The sequence below is a fragment of the Xanthomonas translucens pv. cerealis genome (genome assembly GCF_006838285.1).
GTDB classification, from domain to species: domain Bacteria; phylum Pseudomonadota; class Gammaproteobacteria; order Xanthomonadales; family Xanthomonadaceae; genus Xanthomonas_A; species Xanthomonas_A cerealis.
The window spans coordinates 108,408-131,471 of the sequence record NZ_CP038228.1 but is presented as its reverse complement, the minus strand read 5'-3'; the positions used below and the strand labels follow the sequence as shown (position 1 = coordinate 131,471).

At 68.7% G+C, this 23,064-nt stretch carries 18 protein-coding genes, 1 pseudogene and 1 riboswitch; of the genes and pseudogenes, 14 read left to right on the top strand and 5 right to left on the bottom strand.

The window, feature by feature from the left end; translation table 11 throughout:
- Positions 1-2 precede the first annotated feature (2 nt).
- On the bottom strand, positions 3-491 hold the full coding sequence (locus E4A48_RS00535) for a hypothetical protein (protein WP_142741681.1): 489 nt from the start codon (positions 489-491) through the stop codon (positions 3-5).
- Positions 492-686: 195 nt separating this feature from the next.
- Here E4A48_RS00535 and ppa point away from each other — a divergent pair, with 195 nt between their 5' ends.
- The 3 genes and pseudogenes from ppa (at position 687) to E4A48_RS00520 (ending at position 3,648) form a co-directional block, all read left to right on the top strand.
- A complete protein-coding gene (ppa, locus tag E4A48_RS00530; RefSeq protein ID WP_003467322.1) occupies positions 687-1,220 on the top strand; it encodes an inorganic diphosphatase in 534 nt (177 codons plus the stop codon).
- A gap of 158 nt (positions 1,221-1,378) precedes the next feature.
- Entirely contained in the window at positions 1,379-2,494 is a 1,116-nt protein-coding gene (locus E4A48_RS00525; protein ID WP_039005933.1) for an HDOD domain-containing protein, read from the top strand.
- Positions 2,495-2,657: 163 nt separating this feature from the next.
- Positions 2,658-3,648, top strand: a pseudogene (locus E4A48_RS00520) (IS1595 family transposase).
- Between the two features lie 36 nt (positions 3,649-3,684).
- Here E4A48_RS00520 and E4A48_RS00515 read toward each other — a convergent pair.
- From E4A48_RS00515 to E4A48_RS00505, 3 genes are all read right to left on the bottom strand, one after another.
- Positions 3,685-4,350 (bottom strand): ion channel, encoded by a 666-nt coding sequence (locus E4A48_RS00515; protein WP_142741680.1) that lies wholly within the window; start codon positions 4,348-4,350, stop codon positions 3,685-3,687.
- 70 nt (positions 4,351-4,420) lie between these two features.
- Complete coding sequence (gene thiC / locus E4A48_RS00510; RefSeq protein ID WP_039008955.1) at positions 4,421-6,298, bottom strand: phosphomethylpyrimidine synthase ThiC; 1,878 nt, start codon at positions 6,296-6,298, stop codon at positions 4,421-4,423.
- A 110-nt stretch (positions 6,299-6,408) separates the two neighbouring features.
- Positions 6,409-6,509: riboswitch (TPP riboswitch) on the bottom strand.
- A gap of 123 nt (positions 6,510-6,632) precedes the next feature.
- Positions 6,633-8,483, bottom strand: coding sequence for a methyl-accepting chemotaxis protein (locus E4A48_RS00505; protein WP_142741679.1), 1,851 nt, complete (start codon positions 8,481-8,483; stop codon positions 6,633-6,635).
- A 615-nt stretch (positions 8,484-9,098) separates the two neighbouring features.
- On the opposite strand from E4A48_RS00505, the gene ilvC reads away from it, so the two are divergent.
- The 10 genes from ilvC to leuB all read left to right on the top strand — a co-directional run bounded on the left by ilvC (position 9,099) and on the right by leuB (position 18,646).
- On the top strand, positions 9,099-10,118 hold the full coding sequence (gene ilvC / locus E4A48_RS00500) for a ketol-acid reductoisomerase (RefSeq protein WP_039005937.1): 1,020 nt from the start codon (positions 9,099-9,101) through the stop codon (positions 10,116-10,118).
- A 43-nt stretch (positions 10,119-10,161) separates the two neighbouring features.
- A complete protein-coding gene (gene ilvG / locus E4A48_RS00495; RefSeq protein WP_039005938.1) occupies positions 10,162-11,883 on the top strand; it encodes an acetolactate synthase 2 catalytic subunit in 1,722 nt (573 codons plus the stop codon).
- Positions 11,867-12,115: an ACT domain-containing protein gene (locus E4A48_RS00490; RefSeq protein WP_009606991.1), complete on the top strand. Its 249-nt coding sequence runs from the start codon at positions 11,867-11,869 to the stop codon at positions 12,113-12,115. Before ilvG ends, E4A48_RS00490 begins: the two co-directional genes overlap by 17 nt.
- 198 nt (positions 12,116-12,313) lie before the next feature.
- Complete coding sequence (locus tag E4A48_RS00485) at positions 12,314-13,420, top strand: threonine dehydratase (protein ID WP_039005939.1); 1,107 nt, start codon at positions 12,314-12,316, stop codon at positions 13,418-13,420.
- Positions 13,417-14,976 (top strand): 2-isopropylmalate synthase, encoded by a 1,560-nt coding sequence (locus tag E4A48_RS00480; protein ID WP_142741678.1) that lies wholly within the window; start codon positions 13,417-13,419, stop codon positions 14,974-14,976. Before E4A48_RS00485 ends, E4A48_RS00480 begins: the two co-directional genes overlap by 4 nt.
- 16 nt (positions 14,977-14,992) lie before the next feature.
- Entirely contained in the window at positions 14,993-15,349 is a 357-nt protein-coding gene (locus tag E4A48_RS00475; RefSeq protein ID WP_230812707.1) for a methyltransferase, read from the top strand.
- Positions 15,350-15,386: 37 nt separating this feature from the next.
- Positions 15,387-16,802: a 3-isopropylmalate dehydratase large subunit gene (gene leuC / locus E4A48_RS00470; protein ID WP_039005942.1), complete on the top strand. Its 1,416-nt coding sequence runs from the start codon at positions 15,387-15,389 to the stop codon at positions 16,800-16,802.
- On the top strand, positions 16,802-16,984 hold the full coding sequence (locus tag E4A48_RS00465; protein WP_039005944.1) for a hypothetical protein: 183 nt from the start codon (positions 16,802-16,804) through the stop codon (positions 16,982-16,984). Before leuC ends, E4A48_RS00465 begins: the two co-directional genes overlap by 1 nt.
- Positions 16,984-17,562, top strand: coding sequence for a 3-isopropylmalate dehydratase small subunit (gene leuD / locus E4A48_RS00460; RefSeq protein ID WP_009606967.1), 579 nt, complete (start codon positions 16,984-16,986; stop codon positions 17,560-17,562). Before E4A48_RS00465 ends, leuD begins: the two co-directional genes overlap by 1 nt.
- Positions 17,552-18,646: a 3-isopropylmalate dehydrogenase gene (leuB, locus tag E4A48_RS00455; RefSeq protein ID WP_039005945.1), complete on the top strand. Its 1,095-nt coding sequence runs from the start codon at positions 17,552-17,554 to the stop codon at positions 18,644-18,646. Before leuD ends, leuB begins: the two co-directional genes overlap by 11 nt.
- A 375-nt stretch (positions 18,647-19,021) precedes the next feature.
- On the opposite strand, the gene E4A48_RS00450 is transcribed toward leuB, so the two are convergent.
- Positions 19,022-22,030 carry a ligand-binding sensor domain-containing diguanylate cyclase gene (locus E4A48_RS00450; protein WP_142741677.1) on the bottom strand — a complete coding sequence of 1,003 codons (3,009 nt, stop codon included), beginning with the start codon at positions 22,028-22,030 and terminating at the stop codon, positions 19,022-19,024.
- 405 nt (positions 22,031-22,435) lie between these two features.
- On the opposite strand from E4A48_RS00450, the gene E4A48_RS00445 reads away from it, so the two are divergent.
- A complete protein-coding gene (locus E4A48_RS00445) occupies positions 22,436-23,026 on the top strand; it encodes a TetR/AcrR family transcriptional regulator (RefSeq protein ID WP_142741676.1) in 591 nt (196 codons plus the stop codon).
- Positions 23,027-23,064: the final 38 nt, after the last annotated feature.

Below are 23,064 nucleotides of genomic sequence, written 5' to 3'. Positions count from 1 at the left end.
GCTTACAGACAATCGATCAGGCCGTCGTTGACGCTGCGCTGACTGTGCGGCAGCGGCGCGAACAACGGATGCTCCCCGGCCAGCGCCCGGTACAGCGCCACCAGCCGGGTCTGCGGCAGCAGCGGCGTGGGACACTGCCACAGCTTGGCATCGACCTGCACCTTGCCGGTGGCCGGGTCGATGCTGGCCTCGCTGGCACCGAAAGTCCACACGCACTGGCCGATCGCGCCGTCGCGCTGGCGCACCGAACAGCGGTAGCGCAGCGGCTGGTAGTCGCTGTAGTCGCCCTCGCAGAAGGTGTCGCCACAGCTCTGGTCGAAGTCCTCGGCAAGCCGCCGCTCCAGGTCGTCGAATGCCTCCCAACCCGCACCCGCGGTTGGATAATCGGCCGCATCCACGTAGACCTGCTGCTGCGCCTGCGCCTGGGATGCGCCACAGGCCAGCAATACAAGCGCCAGCAGTGGGCCTATCGAATACCGGATTCCTTTCATTGCCTTGCTCCTTGGATGGACTGTGTGTGCAGCGTCGCGCGCCGTGCTGCCGCGCACTATCGGAAACCTCCCCATGCGGCCTGGTATGGAGTCGGAAAACCTTGTAGGAATAGGCTTAGCGGCCCGCGCTGCATTGCAACAGCCAACCGACTAGAATGCAGACCTCTTTAGAAGCCTCTCCACTGGAGCTAGCGCATGGGTCTGGAACTGGTCACCTCCGGCAAGAATCTCCCGGAAGAAATCAACGTCGTCATCGAAATCCCCAAGGATTCGGAGCCGGTCAAGTACGAAGTGGACAAGGCCAGCGGCGCGATCTTTGTCGACCGCATCCTGTCCACGCCGATGCGCTATCCCTGCAACTACGGCTATGTGCCCAACACCCTGTGCGGCGACGGCGACCCGGCCGACGTGCTGGTGGTGCTGCCGCTGCCGCTGGTGCCAGGTTGCGTGGTGCGCTGCCGCCCGGTCGGCGTGCTGAAGATGAGCGACGAGGCCGGCAGCGACGAGAAGATCCTGGCGGTGCCGGTAGCGAAGGTATTCGAGGGCTACGGCCACATCGAGGACATCGCCCAGGTTTCCGGCCACTGGATGGAGCGCATCGGCCACTTCTTCGAGCACTATAAGGATCTGGAGAAGGGCAAGTGGGTCAAGCTGGACGGCTGGGGCAACGCGGCCGAAGCCAAGCAGATCCTGCTGGACGCGGTCGAGCGCTACAAAGCCAGCGTCTGACCCACAGGGCGTCGCGGCGGAGGGGGAGACCCGCCGCGGCTGACCCGCTTCACGTTTTACGAGTGCCAACCCTGTCGCATTGCGGGGTTTGGAGTACATTGCGGAACGAATATTCGGGCCGGTCGAGCGTGAACCGGTCCCTTCCTGGGGGAAGTCTCTTGCGTATCCTGTTCGTCGGCGACGAAGCGAGCCTGCCGGCCGAAGTCACCGAATATATTCGCGAATTGGGCGAGGACTGGCAGGTCCAGACCGTGCTCGACGGCAATTCGGCCATCGCCGCTGCCGCCACCGAGCGCCTGGATGCGCTGATCGCCGCGCCGGTGCTGCCGGACCTGACCACGGCCACCCTGCTCGGCCAAATCCGCACGCTGAGCCCGGAAACCATCCGCATCGCGCTGATCGACGCCGAGCAGAGCAACCGCGCGCCGCCGGCGCGCATCATCGGCGTGGCGCACCGCTTCCTGCCGCTGCCGCTGTCCCCGGAAATGCTGCTCGAGGCGGTCACCAGCATCGAGGAACTGCAGGAGCTGCTGGGCGATCCGCGCTTGCGCGCCAGCATCGGCCGCATCGAGAAGCTGCCGTCGCCGCCGCATCTGTACCTGAGCCTGATGCATGCGCTGGAACAGGACGAGGGCAGCAACGCCGCCGACCTGGCCAAGCTGGTCTCGGCCGATCCGGCGATCGCGGCCAAGGTGCTGCAGCTGTGCAACTCGGCGTACTTCTCCAACGGTCGCACGATGTCCGACCTGCGCACCGCGGTGACCCGGCTAGGCATCGCCACCTTGCGCGACCTGGTCCTGGCCAGCGAAGTATTTTCGGTGCAGGCACTGTCCAACGCCGAACGCAACGCGCTGCAGCAGCGCTCACTGATGGCCTCCAAGTTGGCCTCGAAGATGCTGCCCACTGCCAGCGCCGAGCTCGGCGCGACCGCCGCACTGCTGGCCGACATCGGCCTGCTGCTGCCGGGCATCCGCAACGAGCGCGAGCCGCCTGCCGAGGACGACGACGAACGCCCAGGCCATGCCGAGGCCGGCGCCTACCTGCTCGGCCTATGGGGCCTGCCGATGCCGATCATCGAGGCGGTGGCGTTCCATCGCCAGCCGCAGCGCTCCAGCACCCGCAGCTTCTGGATCACCGGCGCGGTGCACGTGGCGATGGCGCTGGCCAGCGGCTCGGAGATCGACGAGGACTACCTGGCCAAGACCGGCACGCTGAGCAAGCTGCCGACCTGGCGCGAGCAGGCGGAAAACCTGATGGGGCTGACGTCCGCCTAGAGCGGGTCATCCATCCCCAAGCAGATCGCGCTGCTCTTGTTCGTGCACGAGGCAAGCAAGAGCACGAAGGCACCTGATGAGCCCTCACCTTCAGCCAGCAGTCGCAGGATCTGCGTTGTCCTGAGTTGATGCTGTAGTCACCTGAAGCCTGTGAGGTGGCGTGATGAGCATCAATCCCTTGCAGTTCCAAGCTGGATTATCGATGCCGGATTTTTTCACGTCATACGGCACTGAGGCCAAGTGCTACCGTGCGTTGTACAAGTGGCGTTGGCCGCACGGATTTCGTTGTCCCTCTTGTGCCGGGCGGGCGCGGTCGCGTTTCAAGCGCAGTGCCGCGATCTATGACCAATGCAGCGATGCCGGCATCAGACCAGTCTGATTGCAGGCACGATGTTTGCCGGCCCCAAACTGCCGCTGCGGACCTGGATGCTGGCCTTGCACCTGTTGACCTCGACCAAAACCAATATGGCCGCACTGGAGCTGATGCGTCATCTGTGGGTCAACTACAAGACGGCTTGGCGGATGGAGCACAAAATCATGCAGGTCATGGCCGAGCGCGAAGCGACACGGAAACTCTCTGGTTGTGTGCAGATCGACGATGCCTATCTGGGCAGCGAGCGCAACGGTGGCAAGGCCGGACGCGGGTCGGAAAACAAGCAGTCGTTCCTGATTGCGATGCAAACCGATGCCGCCTTCACCTCGCCGAGGTGTGTGGTGATCGAGCCAGTGCGCAGCTTTGACAATGCCTCGCTCAAGGACTGGACAGCGCGTCGCCTGGCGCCAGAATGCAAGGTCTATACCGATGCCTGGCCTGCTTCCGTCGCCTGGAAGAGGCCGGCGTGGTCAAGTCAAGAGCCCATCGCGCTGCTTGCGCTGCGTGGCACCCGTCGCGAACTCGTGGCACGTGCGCAAGACATCATCGATCGCAATGCGCGACTGATGCGTGCTGCCCCAATGGGAGATTCAACATCGAGCGCCATTGCGCGCTGCTGCCAGGACTTGGAGAAGGCGCATCTTTTCGACGACGGAAATGCGCGCACGATGAGCATGCTTGTCGTGAGCAAACTGTTGCTCGAAAATGGTCTACGCACTGCAATGATGGAAGACCCGAACCGTTTCGATGGCGTCAGGCCAGGCGTCGGATAACGCTGTAAGATTGCGCGCCGCCTGGCGCGTTTTTTAGCCGCAGTTCAGTCTTTGGGTTTGCGCGTGACGCTGAGCCCAATCAGTCGCGACACCACCAGGGCCATGTACATCACCCCGGCGAACTGTTCGAGCATCACCAGCGAACGCGCCAGCGGCAATACCGGCAGCACGTCGCTGAGGCCGACCCCGGACAGCACGCTGAAACTCAGGTATAGCAACTCCATCCAGGTACGCGGCGACTGCGTCGTCTGCGCGCCGATGAAGCTGCCCGGCAGCCATTGCTGGCACACCGAGAACGCGAAGGCGAACGCCCATGCCAGCAGGGTGAAGGTCGCGCCTGCCGCGTACAGTTCGTCGCGGGTGACCTCGTGATCCTGCAGCATGTAGGCGATCAGGCTGGCGGCCGTATAGAAATACAGCAGGCTTTCCAGCAGTTGCGCGAACGCGCCGAGTTTGGGACTGTGGCGCAGCGCCGCGGCGATAGACAGCACCACCGACGGCAGCGCCAGGCACCAGGCGATCCACAGCACCGACGGGCTGCGATTGACCACCCACAGCGCCAGGCCCAGCACCACGATGCCGAACGCGCCGAACAGTGCGCGCCCGGCGGCGGTGTCTTCCATCAGCGGATACAGCAACAGGCCAAGCAATTGCACGCCCAGCAGCAACGCGGACGGGTGGCGGCGCAAGGCGAGCGCGTAGCGGAGCATGCGGCATTCCGGAAGTGGCGTGCGCGCATCATAGACAAGCGCACGCCACGGCGGCGGGATGATCCCGAGCCTATCCCTGCCGGTAGACCTCGGCGCCGGCCTCCAGGAACTGCGCCGATTTCTCGGCCATGCCGGCCTGCAGCGCGTCGGTCTCGCCAACGCCATGCTCGGCGGCGTAGTCGCGCACGTCCTGGGTGATTTTCATCGAGCAGAAGTGCGGGCCGCACATCGAACAGAAATGCGCCAGCTTGTGCGCATCTTTGGGCAGCGTCTCGTCGTGGAATTCCTTGGCCTTTTCCGGATCCAGGCCAAGGTGGAACTGGTCGTCCCAGCGGAATTCGAAGCGCGCCTTGGACAGTGCGTTGTCGCGCACCTGCGCGCCGGGATGGCCCTTGGCCAGGTCGGCCGCATGCGCGGCGATCTTGTAGGCCATGATGCCGTCGCGCACGTCCTGCCGGTTGGGCAGGCCCAGGTGTTCCTTTGGCGTCACGTAGCACAGCATCGCGGTGCCGAACCAGCCGATCATCGCCGCGCCGATCGCCGAGGTGATGTGGTCGTAGCCGGGCGCGATGTCGGTGGTCAGCGGCCCCAGCGTGTAGAACGGCGCCTCGCCGCATTCGCGCAGCTGCTTGTCCATGTTCTCCTTGATCAACTGCATCGGCACGTGGCCGGGGCCTTCGATCATGGTCTGCACGTCGTGTTTCCACGCGATCCTGGTCAGCTCGCCCAACGTCTCCAATTCGCCGAACTGCGCCGCGTCGTTGGCATCGGCGATGCAGCCCGGGCGCAGTCCGTCGCCCAGCGAGAAGGCTACATCGTAGGCCTGCATGATTTCGCAGATGTCTTCGAAGTGGGTGTAGAGGAAGTTCTCCTTATGGTGCGCCAGGCACCACTTGGCCAGGATCGAGCCGCCGCGCGAGACGATGCCAGTAACGCGCTTGGCGGTCAGCGGCACGTAGCGCAACAGCACGCCGGCGTGGATGGTGAAGTAGTCCACGCCCTGCTCGGCCTGCTCGATCAGCGTGTCGCGGAAGATCTCCCAGGTCAGCTCCTCGGCGCGGCCATCGACCTTCTCCAGCGCCTGGTAGATCGGCACCGTGCCGATCGGCACCGGCGAATTGCGGATGATCCACTCGCGGGTCTCGTGGATGTGCTTGCCGGTAGACAGGTCCATCACCGTGTCGCCGCCCCAGCGGATCGACCACACCAGCTTCTCCACTTCCTCGGCGATGCCCGAGCTGAGCGCACTGTTGCCGATGTTGGCGTTGATCTTGGTCAGGAAGTTGCGGCCGATGATCATCGGCTCGCTTTCCGGATGGTTGATGTTGTTGGGCAGGATGGCGCGGCCGCGGGCGATCTCCTCGCGCACGAATTCGGGAGTGATGACGTGCTGGATGCTGGCGCCGAACGCCTCGCCGGGGTGCTGCTGGCGCAGCAGCGCATCGCGCACCGCCTCCAGCCGCTGGTTCTCGCGGATCGCCACGAACTCCATCTCCGGGGTGACGATGCCACGCCGCGCGTAGTGCATCTGGGTGACGTTGGCGCCGGCCAGCGCGCGCCGCGGCAGGTGCCGGGCCGGGAAGCGCACCGGATCCAGCCGCGCGTTGTGCTCGCGGCCGCGGCCGAAATCGGAGCTGAGCTGGGCCAGCGCCGCGGTATCGCCGCGTTCTTCGATCCAGCGCGCGCGCAGCGGCGCCAGGCCGGCGCGCAGATCGATCGCCGCGTCCGGATCGGTGTACGCACCGGAGGTGTCATAGACGGTGACCGGCGGATTGTCCTCGCCACCGAACAGGGTCGGGGTGCGGGTCAGCTGGATCTCGCGCATCGGTACGCGCAGGTCGGCACGCGAGCCTTGCACGAAGATCTTGCGCGAACCGGGGATTGGCCGGGTCACCGACTCGGACAAGGTATCGGCCTGCTGCAACAACGGGCTGGGTACGGCATTCATCGGCATTCGTCCTGGTTCTGGAAGCCCGCAACGGGTGCGGACGGTTGCGAGCGGACTCGCATCACGGACGAAGCGGCGGCGCGGGCACGGCACCGGCGCGACAGCGCACGGACCAGGCTTGCGAAGCTTCCCTACGCCGGTATCAACCGGATCAGGTTCGAAGGGACTGTCTCAACCGCGGCCTGCGCCGACGGTACCCCCGCTTCTTCGGCTATTAGACCCGTTTCTGCGGCGGACGCCAACCGGGCGCAGCTGAATCGGCGCACAACCGGACCCGATCGCTACCGCCGGCGCAACACCGGTGGCGTTTTTTGTGCGGCGTTCGCCGCGGCGCTCATTCCAGCACGTAGGCCACGCGCAATCCGCCCCAGTGGCGGCCGCGCACGTACACAGGTACCGACAGGTCGAACAGGATCTGCCCGGTATCGCGCCGATACACCTGCAACAGATACGGCTCGGTGTGACGGCCGACGCTGCGCCCGACCCGATCGGCGAACATGCGCTTGGTGCGGTTGCCGACCAGGTCGCGGGCGCGATCGCCGCTCAGCGGCTGGCTGAAGCGCAGGTTGTGGGTCGGCACGTAACCATCCGGGTTCGCGCAGATCGCGAACACGATCCACGGGTGCGCGGCCAGCAGCGGCTCCTGCAACGGCGGCAGCAGTTCGTCGCACAGCGCATCGAAGGCGGTGCGATACTTGGGCGGATCGATTCCAGCGATCGGCGTGTAGTCTGTGGAAAACAGCGCGTCCTCGCCGATGCTGCCGCGTGCGACCGCATCGGCCAGCGCCTGCCCGATCCTGCCGGCGGTCGCCGTCGCCAGTTCGCGAATGCGCGCGTGCCGCGGCTGCTGCATCGGATCGGACGGCAAGCGGAACAGGCCCACGCAATCATGCAGCGTGGTGCTGCCGGCAGCCAGCGCCGCGCTGCGCTCGACCACGCGCGCGACATGCTCCAGGTTGCTGCGGCTGAGTCCGACCACATGCGCGACCGCACGGTCGATGCCGCCGATCTCTTCGCCTTGCGCGGCGACGCGGGTGGCCACGGTTTCCATCGCCGCACTGGCGCGGCCGAGCAACTGGCCGATGCCGCCGAGCACCTGCTCGGTGCGCTGCGCCGAGGCGGCGCTGTCCTGCAAGGCGCTGCCGGTCTCGCCGATGATGACGCGTACGGCGCGCGCGGCGGCGGCGGCGCGCTCGGCCAGGCGCCGGATCTCGCTGGCGACCACCGCGAAGCCGCGCCCGGCGGCGCCGGCGTGCACCGCCTCGATGCTGGCGTTGATCGACAGGATGTTGGTCTGGAACGCGACCGCGTCAATCACCTCGATGACCTCGGTGGCGCGCGCCGAGCGCCGCTCCACCTCGCGCATCGCCTGGCCCAGCGCACGCGCCGCTTCCGCGCCCTGGCGCGCGCTGTCGTCGGCGCTGGCCGCCACCGCGATCACCGCGCGCAGCTCCTGGTCCATCTCCTGCAGGCCCTGCAGCAGCCGCCGGGTGGTCGCCACCACCGTCTGCAGCGCCTCCATCTGGGTCTGCGATTGCTGCGCCAGCTCTTCGTTCTCGGCGACCACGTGCGGCACGTCGGCAGCGATCTGCAGCGACAGCGCCACCGCCTGGCGGATCGCCTCGGCCAGATTGCCGAAGCCGGCCGACAGGCGCCGCCCGGCCATCGCCTCGGTTTCCTGCGCGGACAGCGGCGTGCTCAGCCCCAGGTCCAAGTCGCAACCGGTCAGGCGCTCACCGACCCGGTCCAGCAAGGCCTGCGCCTGCTCGCCGGCCTGCAGCCGCTGCGCCAGCGCCTGCAGCGCCGGGCTGGTCGCGCCCTGCACCTGTCCGGCGCCGAGCAGGGCGACGTCGCGCAGCAGCGCAGCGGTTTCCGCATGCGGCAGCGACAGCAGCCAACCCTCGCCGTCGCGATCGCGCTGGTAGCGCACGCGCCGCGCCGGATCGGTATCCGACGCCAGCCAACTGCCCTCGGTGCCGGCCAGCGCCGCCAGCGGCAGGCCCCACACCGCTTCGCTGGGTTCGCCGAGCAAGACCTCCGCACGCACCCCAAGCAGGTCCAGCGCGGCCCGATTGGCGGCAGCGACGCGTCCCTGCGGGTCCAGCCGCAGCAACGCCACCGGTGCATCCGGCAAGGCGGCAGCGTGTCCGGCATCGGCGCCGGGACTGCGTGTGAACAACGACATCGTCTTCCCCTCAAGGAATCCTTTGGCCATGGTATCGGCTGCCACGTGCAAGCTGAGCGACACTGCCACAATCGGGATCGGCGTCATGTCCGTTGCCGTGCGGATTCAGGCGAAGGCGTGGTCGTGCCTGTACGCTGGCAAAGCAACCCAGGCGCCGCCGTTTCCTGGCCGTGCGCCGCTGCAGGCCGGGCCGCCTGCAGACGCCACATGGCAGCCGCGCGAGGCGCCGATTTTCCGCGCAATCGGCCGCGTGGGTTTCGCGCCCGCTCACTGTTTCAGGCGTAACGATGCTGTCCTGGCGCGGCTTTCGGCACATTCGCGGTTTCGCAGCGGCGACAGGGTTGACAGCCCCTTAAAGGCCATGTTTATCTCGCCGCATGTTGCATCGCCACACCAGCCCAAAGCCGACCCGCCTGCGCGCCGACGCCGCCGCGTCGCTCCTCGTACTCGTGCTTATTACCTCGCCCACAAGTGCGGGACGAATCGGCGTGTAAGCGACAAGCAGCCTGGATTCGATCAGACCCCGCACCGGCAACGGCGCGGGGTTTTTCATTTTAGTAACCGCGAAACACACGTTTCCCCTCCCACCTACACCGTCCCGAGGAAATCAGCCCCATGACCAGTTCCACCCAGCCCACCACCAAGATCGCCATCGTCGGCTACGGCAGCCAGGGCCGCGCGCACGCGCTGAACCTGCGCGAGTCCGGCTTCGACGTCACTGTCGGCCTGCGCGCGGGCGGCCCGACCGAAACCAAGGCGCAGGCAGACGGCTTCGTGGTGAAGAGTCCCGCCGAAGCGGTCAAGGACGCCGACTTGGTCGCGGTGCTGACCCCGGACATGGTGCAGAAGAAGCTGTACGACGAGGTGCTGGCGCCGAACATGAAGCAGGGCGCCTGCCTGCTGTTCGCGCACGGCCTGAACGTGCATTTCGACATGATCAAGCCGCGCGCCGACCTGGACGTGGTGCTGGTCGCGCCGAAGGGCCCCGGCGCGCTGGTGCGCCGCGAGTATGAGATCGGCCGCGGCGTGCCGTGCATCTGGGCGGTGTACCAGGACCAGAGCGGCAAGGCCGAGCAGTTCGCGCTCGAGTACGCCGCCGGCCTGGGCGGCGCGCGCGCCAACCTGATCAAGACCACCTTCAAGGAAGAGACCGAGACCGACCTGTTCGGCGAGCAGGCGGTGCTGTGCGGCGGCGCCTCGTCGCTGGTCCAGGCCGGCTTCGAAGTGTTGGTGGAAGCTGGCTACCAGCCGGAAATCGCCTACTACGAAGTGCTGCACGAACTGAAGCTGATCGTGGACCTGTTCTACGAAGGCGGCATCACCCGCATGCTCGAGTTCATCTCCGAGACCGCGCAGTACGGCGGCTACGTCAGCGGCCCGCGGGTCGTCGACGCAGCCACCAAGCAGCGCATGCGCGACGTGCTGACCGACATCCAGAACGGTACCTTCACCAAGAACTGGGTGACCGAATATCAAGCTGGCCTGCCGCACTACACCAAGCTCAAGCAGGCCCACCTGCAACATCCGCTCGAAGTGGTCGGCAAGCAGCTGCGCGCCAAGATGGTCTGGCTGAACGGCGACGCCGCTGCCGCTGCCGCTGCCGCCAAGCCTGCCGCGTCAGGCCAAACCGCGTAACCCGCGGCTCCCCCACCCGCTTCCACCGAAAGGTCGCCACCGTATGAACTCCTCCGCTCACGGCACGCCCCGCAACGGCGCGCGCTGGCTGACGCAGGCCCTGGAAGCCGAAGGCGTGGACACGCTGTTCGGCTATCCGGGCGGCACCATCATGCCGTTCTACGACGCGCTGGTAGACAGCCAGCTCAAGCACATCCTGGTCCGCCACGAGCAGGGCGCGGCGCTGGCCGCCAACGGCTACGCCCGCGCCAGCGGGCGGGTCGGGGTCTGCGTCGCAACGTCCGGTCCGGGCGCCTCCAACCTGGTCACCGGCATCGCCGACGCGATGCTGGACTCGGTGCCGATGATCTGCCTGACCGGGCAGGTCGCCACGCCGCTGCTGGGCACCGATGCGTTCCAGGAACTGGACGTGTTCGGGCTGACCCTGCCGATCGTCAAGCACAGCTTCCTGGTGCGCCGCGTTGACGACCTGCCGCAGGTGCTGCGCGACGCGTTCCGCATCGCCCGCGAAGGCCGTCCGGGGCCGGTGCTGATCGACCTGCCCAAGGACGTGCAGTTGGGCGACGCGTCGCACTTGCCCGACCACGTGCCGGCCGCAGTCCCGGCTCCGCCGGCACCGCACGCCGCGGCCCTGGCCGAGGCGCTGGCGGCGATCGCCGGCGCCGACAAGCCGGTGATCTATGGCGGCGGCGGCATCGCCCTGGCCAATGCGGTGGACGCGTTCCGCCAGTTCATCGACATCACCCGCATCCCCACCGTGCTGACGCTGCGCGGGCTGGGCGCGCTGCCGCACGGGCATCCGCACTACCTGGGCATGCTCGGCATGCACGGCACCCGCGCCGCCAACATGGCGGTGCAGGAGTCGGACCTGCTGATCGTGGTCGGTGCACGCTTCGACGACCGCGCTACCGGCAAGCTGGCCGAGTTCGCCCCGTTCGCGCGGGTCATCCACCTGGATGCCGACGCCTGCGAGATCTCCAAGCTGCGCCATGCCGACATCGCCGTGCCCGGCGACGTGGCCGAGGCGCTGCGCGCGCTGAGCGCGGCGACCAGCACCTGCGAGGCGTGGCACGCGCGCTGCGTCGGCCATCGCGAAAAGTTCGGCGCGCGCTACGACGCGCCGGGCGACGACATCTACGCGCCCGGCCTGCTGAAGCGACTGAGCGAGTTGGCCCCGGCCGACACCGTGATCGCCTGCGACGTCGGCCAGCACCAGATGTGGGTCGCCCAGCATTGCCGCTTCAACCATCCGCGCAACCACCTGACCAGCGGCGCGCTGGGCACGATGGGCTTCGGCCTGCCGGCGGCGATGGGCGCGCAGTTCGCCTGTCCCGACCGCACCGTGGTGCTGGTCAGCGGCGACGGCAGTTTCATGATGAACGTGCAGGAGCTGGTGACCATCGCGCGCTGCAAGCTGCCGGTGAAGATCGTGCTGCTGGACAACAGTTCGCTGGGCATGGTGCGGCAGTGGCAGGAGCTGTTCTTCGCCGAGCGCTACAGCGAGATCGACCTGTCCGACAACCCGGACTTCGCCGCGCTGGCGCAGGTGTTCGGCATCCCGGCCAAGCGCATCACCGCGCGCGGCCAGGTCGAGGACGGCCTGGCCGAACTGCTGGCGCAACCGGGTCCGGCGCTGCTGCACGTGGCCATCGACGCGCGCGCCAACGTGTGGCCGCTGGTGCCGCCGAACACCGCCAACAGCACCATGCTGGAGAGCAATCCCGCGACCCAGCGCCAGGAGACCGTCCATGCGATACCAGCTTGACCTGGTGCTGAAGCCGGTCGAAGGCGCGCTGCTGCGCGCGATCGGCATGGCCGAGCGGCGCGGCTTCGCACCGCTGTCGATTCGCGGCGCGCCGGCGCCCGACGACGCCGGCCGCTGGCACCTGCAGATGGTAGTGGACGGCACTCGCCCCGGCGAGAGCCTGCGCCTGCAGATGGAGAAGGTATACGACTGTGAGTCGGTGCGGGTGACTGCGCTGGATGTAGCGCCATGAAGCTGTCGGGACCGGGGACCGGAGACCGGGGACCGGGGCTGGGCCTTGCGGGCGTTTTGAGCGGCGCGCGCTGCCCGCGTTTTTCCGCTCGTTTGCATGCCCGCCCGCGGAGGGGCCTTCTTCCGTGGAGGTTGCTTCTTCGCGGCAACCCCATTTTCCGGGTCCTCGGTCCCCGGTCCCTGGTCCCGCGTCCGCCCCATGCCTGACCCCGGCCGCCCCGCCCCGCAGGAACCCGACGTAGGCGACGTCGCGGTCAGCGTCGCCGACGTGCTGGCCGCGCAGGCGCGGCTGCGCCGGTACCTGCCGCCGACGCCGGTGCACTATGCCGAGCGTTTCGGGGTGTGGTTGAAGCTGGAAAACCTGCAGCGCACCGGGTCTTACAAGGTGCGCGGCGCACTGAATGCGCTGCTGGCCGGGCTGGAACGCGGCGACGAGCGCACCGTGATCTGCGCCTCGGCCGGCAACCATGCGCAGGGCGTGGCCTGGGCCGCGCACCGCCTGGGCGTGCAGGCGATCACGGTGATGCCGCACGGCGCGCCGCAGACCAAGATCGCCGGCGTCGCCCACTGGGGCGCCACCGTGCGCCAGCACGGCGACAGCTACGACGAGGCCTACGCCTTCGCCCGCGAACTGGCCGAGCAAAACGGCTATCGCTTCCTGTCCGCGTTCGACGACCCGGACGTGATCGCCGGCCAGGGCACGGTCGGCATCGAGCTGGCCGCGCACGCCCCGGACGTGGTGATCGTGCCGATCGGCGGCGGCGGCCTGGCCGCCGGGGTGGCCTTGGCGCTACGCTCCCAGGGCGTGCGCATCGTCGGCGCCCAGGTCGAGGGCGTGGACTCGATGGCGCGGGCGATCCGCGGCGATATCCGCGCGATCGACCCGGTGCCCACCCTGGCCGACGGCGTCAAGGTTAAAATCCCCGGGTTCATCACCCGCCGGCTGTGCGCCAGCCTGCTCGACGACGTGGTGATCGTGCGCGAGGCGGAACTGCGCGAAACGCTGGTCCGCCTGGCGCTGGAGGAGCACGTCATCGCCGAGGGCGCCGGCGCGCTGGCCCTGGCGGCCGGCCGCCGCGTCTCCGGCAAGCGCAAATGCGCGGTGGTGTCCGGTGGCAATATCGACGCTGGCGTGCTGGCGACGCTGCTGTCGGAGGTGCGCCCGCGCGCGCCGCGCAAGCCGCGCCGCCGCAATGCCGAGCGACTTCGCAACCAACGTGCCGCCGCACCGCCCGCTCCAGCTCGCCCCGCGTCTTCGCTCCCCCATCCGCCAGCCACCGCCGCCGTAGAGGAAACCATCTGGTGAACACTTCTGCTTCTTCCCAGACCCCCCGCATCCGCATTTTCGACACCACCCTGCGCGACGGCGAGCAATCCCCCGGCTGCAGCATGACCCCGCAGCAGAAGCTGGTCATGGCCCGCGCCCTGGCCGAGCTGGGCGTGGACATCATCGAAACCGGCTTCCCGGCCAGTTCGCAGTCCGACCGCGAGGCGATGGCGCTGATCGGCCGCGAACTGCGCGAGCCGACCCTGGCGGTACTGTCGCGCTGCCTGGCCACCGACATCGAGACATCGGCGCGCGCGCTGGAGGCGGCGGCCCGGCCGCGCCTGCACGTGTTCCTGTCGACCAGCCCGCTGCACCGCGAACACAAGTTGCGGATGAGCCGCGAGCAAGTGCTGGAATCGATACGCAAGCACGTATCGCTGGCGCGCCAGTACGTGGACGACGTGGAGTTCTCGGCCGAGGACGCCACCCGCACCGAAGAGGATTTCCTGGCCGAAGTGACCACAGTGGCGATCGCCGCCGGCGCCACCACCATCAACCTGCCGGACACGGTCGGCTTCACCACGCCCGAAGAGATCCACGGCATGTTCGCGCGACTGATCGCCAGCGTGTCCGGCGCCGAGCGGGTGATCTTCAGCACCCACTGCCACAACGACCTGGGCCTGGCCGTGGCCAACTCGCTGGCCGCGGTGGAAGCCGGCGCGCGGCAGGTGGAATGCGCCATCAACGGCATCGGCGAGCGCGCCGGCAACTGCGCGCTGGAAGAGATCGCGATGGCGCTGAAGGTACGCGGCGCGTTCTACGGGATCGACACCGCGATCAACACCCAGCGCCTCGTCGCCAGCTCGCAGCTGCTGCAGCGGCTGGTCGGCATGCCGGTGCAGCGCAACAAGGCGATCGTCGGCGGCAACGCCTTCGCCCACGAGTCGGGCATCCACCAGCACGGCATGCTGCGCCACCGCAGCACCTACGAGATCATGCGCCCGGAAGACGTGGGCTGGGAGTCCTCGCAGATGGTGCTGGGCCGCCACAGCGGCCGCGCCGCGGTCGAGCAGCGCCTGCGCGCGCTGGGCTACGTGCTGGAAGAAGCCGAACTGATCCTGGCGTTCGAGGCGTTCAAGGCGCTGTGCGAGCAGCAGCGCGTGGTCAGCGACTCAGACCTGCAGGCGATGATGCAGGACGCGCCGGAAAGCCAGGGCTACCGGCTGTCGTCGATGACCGTCAGCGACCGCGGCCAGCGCGCCAGCGCGCAGGTCGAGCTGTCCGATCCGGACGGCCAGCGGGTCAGCGAACACGCCGAAGGCGACGGCCCGGTGGATGCGCTGTTCGCCGCACTGGCCGCGGCCACCGGCGTGCAGCTGACCCTGGACAGCTACCAAGTGCACAGCGTCGGCATCGGTGCCGACGCGCGCGGCGAGGCCAACCTCAGCGTTCGCCACGGCGAGACCGAATACGACGGCACCGGCACCAGCCGCGACATCATCGAGGCCAGCGCGCTGGCCTGGCTGGACGTGGCCAACCGCGTGCTGCGCCAGCGCCAGGGCGCGCAGACCCGTGCCGCTAGCACCGCAGCCTGAGCCGATGCGCGCGAACATGCTGCCGGCCGAGGGCCAGCGCTGCAACGCGCAGGGCGAGGCTGGCGACGCCAGCTTCGTGCCGGTGCCGGGCGCACCGGTGCTGGACCTGCTGGCGCCACGGCCGGGCGAACAGCGCCTGCGGCAGAGCGCATCGCTGGCGCGCCCCACGCCGCTGCCGACCGGCATGGCCGGCTGGCTGCGCACGTTCGCCGCCCCGTTTCTGGCAGGCCTGAACGCCGCCATACGACATGACATTCTCGCTAACGCCGTCGCATTGCTGACGCCAACGCTATGCGACGATCGCGACCGCTGGAGCGCCGACGACGTCCGCCTGCGCTTCCACGCCATGGTGCCGGCCCTGGCCGACGCCTGACGCCCGCTCGTTCCAGACCCACGCAAGGTTATCGGCAATGAACCCAGCCCCACGCACCCTGTACGACAAACTGTGGGACGCGCACGTCGTCGTCCCCGAAAGCGCCACCGCCCCGGCGGTGCTGTACATCGACCTGCACCTGATCCACGAGGTGACCTCGCCGCAGGCGTTCACCGAACTGAAGGCGCGCGGACTGGCGCCGCGCCGGCCCGACCGCACCAAGGCGACGATGGACCATTCCACGCCGACCCTGCCGCGCGGTGCCGACGGCAAGCTGCCTTACTACACCAAGGCCTCCGAGGCGCAGGTGGACATGCTCGCGCGCAACTGCGCCGACTACGGCATCGAGCTGTTCGACATGGCCTCGGACAACCGCGGCATCGTGCACGTGATCGCGCCCGAGCAGGGCTTCACCCAGCCCGGCATGACCATCGTCTGCGGCGACAGCCACACCTCCACCCACGGCGCGTTCGGTGCGCTGGCGTTCGGCATCGGCACCAGCGAGGTCGGTTACGTGCTGGCCACCCAATGCCTGCTGCAGCGCAAGGCCAAGACCATGTCGATCACCGTCGACGGGCCGCTGGCGCCGGGCGTTGGCGCCAAGGACGTAATCCTGCACATCATCGGCGTGATCGGGGTCAACGGCGGCACCGGCCACGTGCTGGAGTACCGCGGCTCCACCATCGAGGCGATGGACATGGAGCAGCGCATGACCCTGTGCAACATGTCGATCGAGGCCGGCGCACGCGCCGGCATGGTCGCGCCGGACCAGGTCACCTTCGACTGGATGGCGAACACGCCGCGCGGACCCAAGGGTGCGGAGTTCGACGCTGCCGTGCAGCGCTGGTCGCAGCTGCGCAGCGATCCCGGCGCGCGCTTCGACGTGGACGTGCGCATCGACGCGCGCGAGATCCGCCCGACCCTGACCTGGGGCACCCACCCGGGCACCGCGATCGCGGTGGACGTGCCGATTCCGGCGGCGCAGGACGCGGCGGCGCAGAAGGGCCTGGACTACATGCATTTCGAATCCGGCCACGCGCTGATCGGCACCCCGGTGGACGTGGTGTTCGTCGGCTCGTGCACCAACGGCCGGCTCAGCGACATGCGCGAAGTGGCGCAGGTGCTGCGCGGCCGCCGCGTCGCGCCGACCGTGCGCATGCTGGTGGTGCCGGGCTCGGAGATCGTCAAGCGCCAGGCCGAGGCCGAGGGCATCCACGAGGTGGTGCGCGCCGCTGGCGCCGAATGGCGCGAGTCCGGCTGCTCGATGTGCATCGCGATGAACGGCGACCTGGTCGCGCCGGGGCAACTGGCGGTGAGCACCAGCAACCGCAATTTCGAAGGCCGCCAGGGTCCCGGCTCACGCACCTTGCTGGCCTCGCCGATGACCGCGGCCTGGGCCGCGGTGAACGGCAAGGTCAGCGACCCGCGCACGCTGTTCGCGGAGGTCGCCTGATGGTGCCGCACATCGCCACGTTCGCGGCCACGCTGACCTTCGTGGCCGCCACCACCCGCGCCTTCGCCCATCGCGGCAAGCCGTTGCTGGCGCCGCACTTCCCCACCCCGGCGCTGCCGCCGGCGACGCTGCCCGACGCAGCCGTCGCCGCCCCCGCCATCGTGTCCCAGGAGACCTGCTGATGGCCGGATTCGCCGCCCTCACCTCGGCAAGCGTGGTGCTGCGCCAGACCAACATCGACACCGACCAGATCATCCCGGCGCGGTTCCTGTCCACCACCGAACGCGCCGGCCTCGGCCGCAATGCGTTCAACGACTGGCGCTGGCAGGCCGACGGCACGCCGAACCCGGAGTTCGCATTCAACCAGCCGCAGAACGCCGGCCGCCAGATCCTGCTGGCCGGGCGCAACTTCGGCTGCGGCTCCTCGCGCGAACACGCGCCGTGGGCGCTGACCGACCTGGGCCTGCGCGCGATCGTCAGCAGCGAGATCGCCGACATCTTCCGCAACAACAGCCTCAAGAACGGGCTGCTGCCGATCGTGCTTGACGAGGCCGACGTGCAGACCCTGATGCAGCGCCCGGACGACGCATTGACCGTGGACGTGGCCGCGCGCGAACTGCGCACGCCCGATGGCCGCGTCTATCCGTTCCCGCTCGACGAGTTCTCGCAGACCTGCCTGCTCGAAGGCGTCGACGAGCTCGGCTACCTGCTGCTGCGCCAACCCGCCATCGACCAGTACGAGGCCACCCATGCACGCTGACATCGTCGTCCTTCCCGGTGACGGCATCGGCCCCGAAGTCGCCGCCGCCGCCGTCTCGGTGCTGCGCACCATCGCCCGCCGCTACCAGCACAGCTTCGAGTTCCATGAACACGACATCGGCGGCATCGCCATCGACCGCCATGGCGAGCCGCTGCCGGCGGCGACGCTGGCCGCCTGCCAGCAGGCCGATGCGGTGCTGCTGGGCGCGGTCGGCGGGCCGAAGTGGTCCGACCCCAACGCCAAGATCCGTCCCGAGCAGGGCCTGCTGGCGATCCGTCGCGGCCTGGGCCTGTTCGCCAACCTGCGCCCGGTCAAGCCGCATCCGGCGGCACTGGACGCCTCGCCGATCAAGCCGCACCTGCTCACCGGCGTGGACATCGTGGTGGTGCGCGAGCTGACCGGCGGCATCTATTTCGGCGACAAGACCCGCACCGCCACCGACGCCAGCGACCTGTGCCGCTACAGCGTCGAGGAGATCGAGCGGGTGCTGCGCAGCGCGTTCCGCCTCGCCCAGCAGCGCCGCAACCACGTCACCTCGGTGGACAAGGCCAACGTGCTGGAGACCTCGCGGCTGTGGCGCGACGTGGCCGCGCGCATCGGCCGCGACGAATTCCCGGACGTGCGCCTGGAGCACCAACTGGTCGATTCGATGGCGATGCACCTGCTGGCCAAGCCGCGCGAGTACGACGTGATCGTCACCGAAAACATGTTCGGCGACATCCTCACCGACGAGGCCTCGATGCTGGCCGGCTCGCTGGGCCTGCTGCCGTCGGCGTCGCTGGGCGAAGGCCGGATCGGCCTGTACGAGCCGATCCACGGTTCGGCCCCGGACATCGCCGGCAAGGGCATCGCCAATCCCTACGCCACCATCCTCAGCGCCGCGCTGTTGCTGCGCCACTCGCTGGGCCTGAACGCCGAAGCCGAGGCGATCGAACAGGCCGTGGACGCCGCGCTCAACGCGCACGCCTTCACCGCCGACCTGGCCGCACCCGGCCAGGGCATTTCCACCAATGCGGCCGCGCGTGCGGTGGTGGAACGGTTGCAGGCGCATGGCTCGGTGCCGGCCGAGGAAGCGCACGAGTGAACCGCACGCCGGCCTGCCAGCCATCGGGCTGCGCAACGCCGGATTCGGGAAACGCACCGGCGGCCGCTACGGCCGCCGCCGGGTCCGCAGGCCGCCGGAGTCCGTAAGGACAACCGCTTCGTTCGTCGCGGCTGAAATCGCTCTGCAGGGGACTTGCGGCCTGTCCACCCAGTGCATTGCGGGAGGGAGTGCCGACGCTATCCGATCGCGGCACATCCACTGTGTGGCTCGTGGCGACGATCCCTCAGGGGGTTTGCGGCGCGCAGGCTTTGTGCACTGGGAAGGGACTTCAGTCCCGACAGGATGCAACCGTCGCTTTCTCCCGGTACCGAACAGGCGGCGCGATGCAGCCGCTGCCACGCACCGCCGCTCCGCCTAGCCGATCACCCGATCGCGGCCTTCGTGCTTGGCCTGATAGAGGCGCTGGTCGGCCAGTACCAGCAATTCGCGCCGGCTTTGCAGCGCCGAACCAAGACAGGCGAAACCGACGCTGGCCGTGCACTGCACCATTCGCCCATCGACGTCGTGGACCACCACCGCGGCGACGCGGTGGCGCAGTTGGTCCAGCCGCGCGCGCGCTTGCTCGCGGTCCAGGCCTGGCAACACCAGCAGGAATTCCTCGCCGCCATGGCGCGCGGCGAAGGCATGTTCGCCGAGCGTGGCGCGCAACACCTCACCGACCCGGCGCAGCACCTCGTCGCCGATCTCGTGGCCGTGCGTATCGTTGATCCGCTTGAAGTTGTCGATGTCCAGCAGCGCCACGCACAGCGGCGATTGCGTGGCCCGCGCATGCTCCAGCGCCGCGGTCAGGTGAGGATCGGCAGTGCGCCGGTTCGGCAGGCCGGTCAGCGCGTCGTGGCCGGCCTGGTAGGCGAGCTTGCGCACCAGCTCCTCGCGTTCGAAATCGGCCAGCTTCAGTGCCAGATTCTTCGCGCGCAGCTCGTGGGTGCGCTCGGCGATGATGCGGTTGAGCCGGCGCTGGCGGCGCAGGTGGCGGTGGCTGCGCCCGCGGTACCACCAGAGCAGCAGGCCGCTGAGCGCGATCGCCGCCAGCGCCACGAACGGGCCGCGCAGCCAGAACGGCGGCACCACGTCCAGCTGCAGCGAGGCGCGCCCGACCAGGTCGCTGCGCGACCAATCGGCCGAACTGGTGGTCGCCTGTACCTCCAGGCGATAGGCGCCCGGCGGCAGGTTGGTATAGACCGCCGCCTCGCTGCTGCCGGCATCGATCCACTCCCGGTCGAAGCCATACAGGCGATAGCGGTAGCGCACCTTCTCCGGCGAGCGGAAGCTCAGCCCGGCATAGTCGACGCTGAGCCGGCCGACGCTGCCGGGCAGGCGGTAGTCGCCGCGCAGCGGCTGCGCGTGGCCATCGACCTGCAACCGCTCGATCACCACCGCCGGTGCGCGCAACGCATGCCGGCTGGGCAGCGCCGGGTCGATCAGCGCCAGGCCGGCGGAGGTCGGGATCAGTAGGTTGCCGTCGCGGCTCAACCAGCCGGCCGGCGCGCTGCTGCCGTTGCTCTGGTTGCCGGGCATGCCGTCGCTGCGATCGACCACCTCCACCGCCAGCTGCGCGCGGCGGCCGGCATCGAGCTGCGCGATGCCGGCGCGGGCGATGCGGAACACGCCCTGGTTGCTGGTCGCCCACAGATGGCCACGGGCATCGTCGATGATCCGGAACAGCTTGTCGCGCGGCAGCCCGACACGATGGTCGTAGACGCAGAAGCGGCCATCGCGCAGGCGCAGCAGGCCGCGGTCGCTGCCGATCCACAGGGTGCCGTCGGCGTCTTCCAGGAAGTCGAAGGCATTGTGCGCCGGGAAGCCGGTGCCGGCCGGCCAACGCCGCAGCGTGCCGTTCGCCGCCAGCGCCGCGATGCCGTCGCTGGTGCCGATCCACAGCACGCCGGCGTGATCGCGGTACAGCGCCTGCACCTGCAGCGCCGGCAGGCCATCGGCCAGGGTGTACAGGCGGGTATGGCCGTGGTTGCGGTAGGCCAGACCGGCATTGCTGCCGATCCACAGCCCGCCGTCCGCATCCTGCAGCAACGCGCGCACCATGGCCTGCGGCAGGCCCGCTTCGCTGCCCAGCCGTTGCCGGACCGCGCCGTCGGGTGCCAGCAGCAGCACGCCCTGGTCATAGGTGCCGGCCCACATGCCGCCGTCGTTGGCGGCGGCCAGCGCCAGCACTGACGGATCGCGGCCGCTGGCGGCGATGCGCAACGCCGTGATGCGGCCGTGCTGCCAGCGATCCAGGCCGGCGGCATGGCCGATCCAGATCGCGCCATCGGCGCTCTGCTGCACCACCCGCACATAGTCGCTGCCGAGGCCGTCGTGCCGGGTCAGGCCGCCGGCATCGCCGGCCGCGATGCGGAACAGGCCGTCGGTGCTGCCGGCCCAGACCAGGCCTTCGCGGTCCTCGATCAACGCCGAGCTGACCACGCCGGAGATCGACAGCATCTCCTCATTGGCGCCGCTTGGCGAGCGCCGCAGCAATTGCCCGCTGGACAGGCTGGTCCACAGCTGGCCCTGGCGGTCCTGCAGCGCGGCATCGACCCGCTGGCCCTGGCGCAACCATTGCAATTGGCCGTCGGCATGCAGCCAGAACACGCCGGCGTCGCCGGCCACCAGCAGCCCGCCGTCGCGGTCGTGGCTGAGCCGCCGCACCGCCGCCGTGCGCATCGCCGGCGTGCGGCCCCAGCGCCGCGCGCGGCGCATGGCCGGGTCGAGGCGGAACAATCCCTGCGCGGTGCCGACCAGCACCCCGCCATCAGGCTGTTGCAGCAATGCCGTGATCCGGCCGTTGGGCAGCGCGACGGCGGTGGCGCTCAGGCGGCCATCGGCCTCGATCCGGAACAGGCCATCCTCGCTGCCGACCCACAGCGTGCCGTCGCGGCCGCGCAGCATCGACGCCACCCGCAGGCGCTGCGCACGCGCATCGCCCAAGTGCTCCCAGCGGCCGCCGTAATAGCGGAACACGCCGTCGTAGGCGGTGCCGATCAGCACCCCGCCATCCGCTTCGGGCACGATCGCGAACACGCCGGACATCTCCATGCCGGGCGTGTTCTGCCGGTCGAACACGGTGAAGCTGCGGCCATCGAAGCGCGCCACGCCTTCCCAGGTACCGACCCAGAGCAGGCCGTCGCGGTCCTGCGCCAGCGCGTGCACCAGATTGTGTGGCAGGCCTTCATACGTGGTCCAGCGGGCCAGCGTCGGCCGCTCTGTGACAGCGCGCTCGGACACGGGCAGCGCCGCCTGCGCCAACGGGGCGCCGGTCGCGCAACAGGCGCACAGCAGGATCATCAGCAGCAAAGCGTTGCGCAGACGCCTGCGCAGCACATGCACGCCGCTGGCAACGATGTGACGCTGCTCCCCCTGCTTCATTGCGTTCCGAATCTGGCCCTCGGCAGCGCGTGGCATCCAAACCGTCCAAGAAAACCAATTTATCACTGCGCGTTCGCCGCCGATGTCAGGATGTTCCTTACACCACACGTTGCATAGCAGCCGCCAACAAGGCTAGCCCGAACGTGCGTGGGCGCAGTGTGCACGGGCCGGTATAGCGACCACTGTGACCGCCTTTCCGATGAAGGCAATCCGTCAGAAAGATGCACCCGTTACATTCAGCAAGATAACTGCGAGGCGCGATACTGACACACTAAATAATATACTTCACGGTATATTATATATATCGAACCGACTGGTCTAGTATTGCCCCATGGTCAGCAAACCCTCCGTCGCCCCCCCCCCAAATCCTCCTCCCGCGCCGCCGGGCCGGGCCGTCCCAAGGACATGGGCAAGCGCGCGGCAATCCTGGAAGCAGCCAAGCAGATGTTTACCGAACTGGGCTTCGGCGGCGTCAGCATGGACGGCATCGCGGCCCGCGCCGGGGTGTCCAAGCTCACCGTTTACAGCCATTATGGCGACAAGGAGACCCTGTTCGCCGAGGCGGTGCGCGCGCAATGCCAGGCGCTGCTGCCCGACGACCTGTTCGGGCACGCGCTGAAGGGGCCGCTGCGCACGCAGTTGGTGGAGATCGGCCTGGCGTTCTTCGCGATGATCAGCAGCGAGGCGGCGATGGCCACACACCGCATGATGCTGGCCCCCGGCACCGGCGACGAGTATGTGCGCGAGATGTTCTGGAATGCCGGCCCCAAACGCACCCAGCAGGACCTGGCGCAGCTGCTGCAGGTGCATGTCGCCGCCGGCGCGCTGGAGATCGCCGACCTGGGCCAGGCCGCCTCCCAGTTCTTCTGCCTGGTCAAGGGCGAACTGCACTCGCTGATGATGTGCGGCCTGTGTCGCGATCCCAGCCGCGCGCAGATCCAGGCCCATGTCCAGGCCAGCGTGGACTTCTTCCTGCGTGCCTATGCGGTGCGCTGAACCCACGCCGGCCGGGCGGCCCGATGACTTCCGGCACT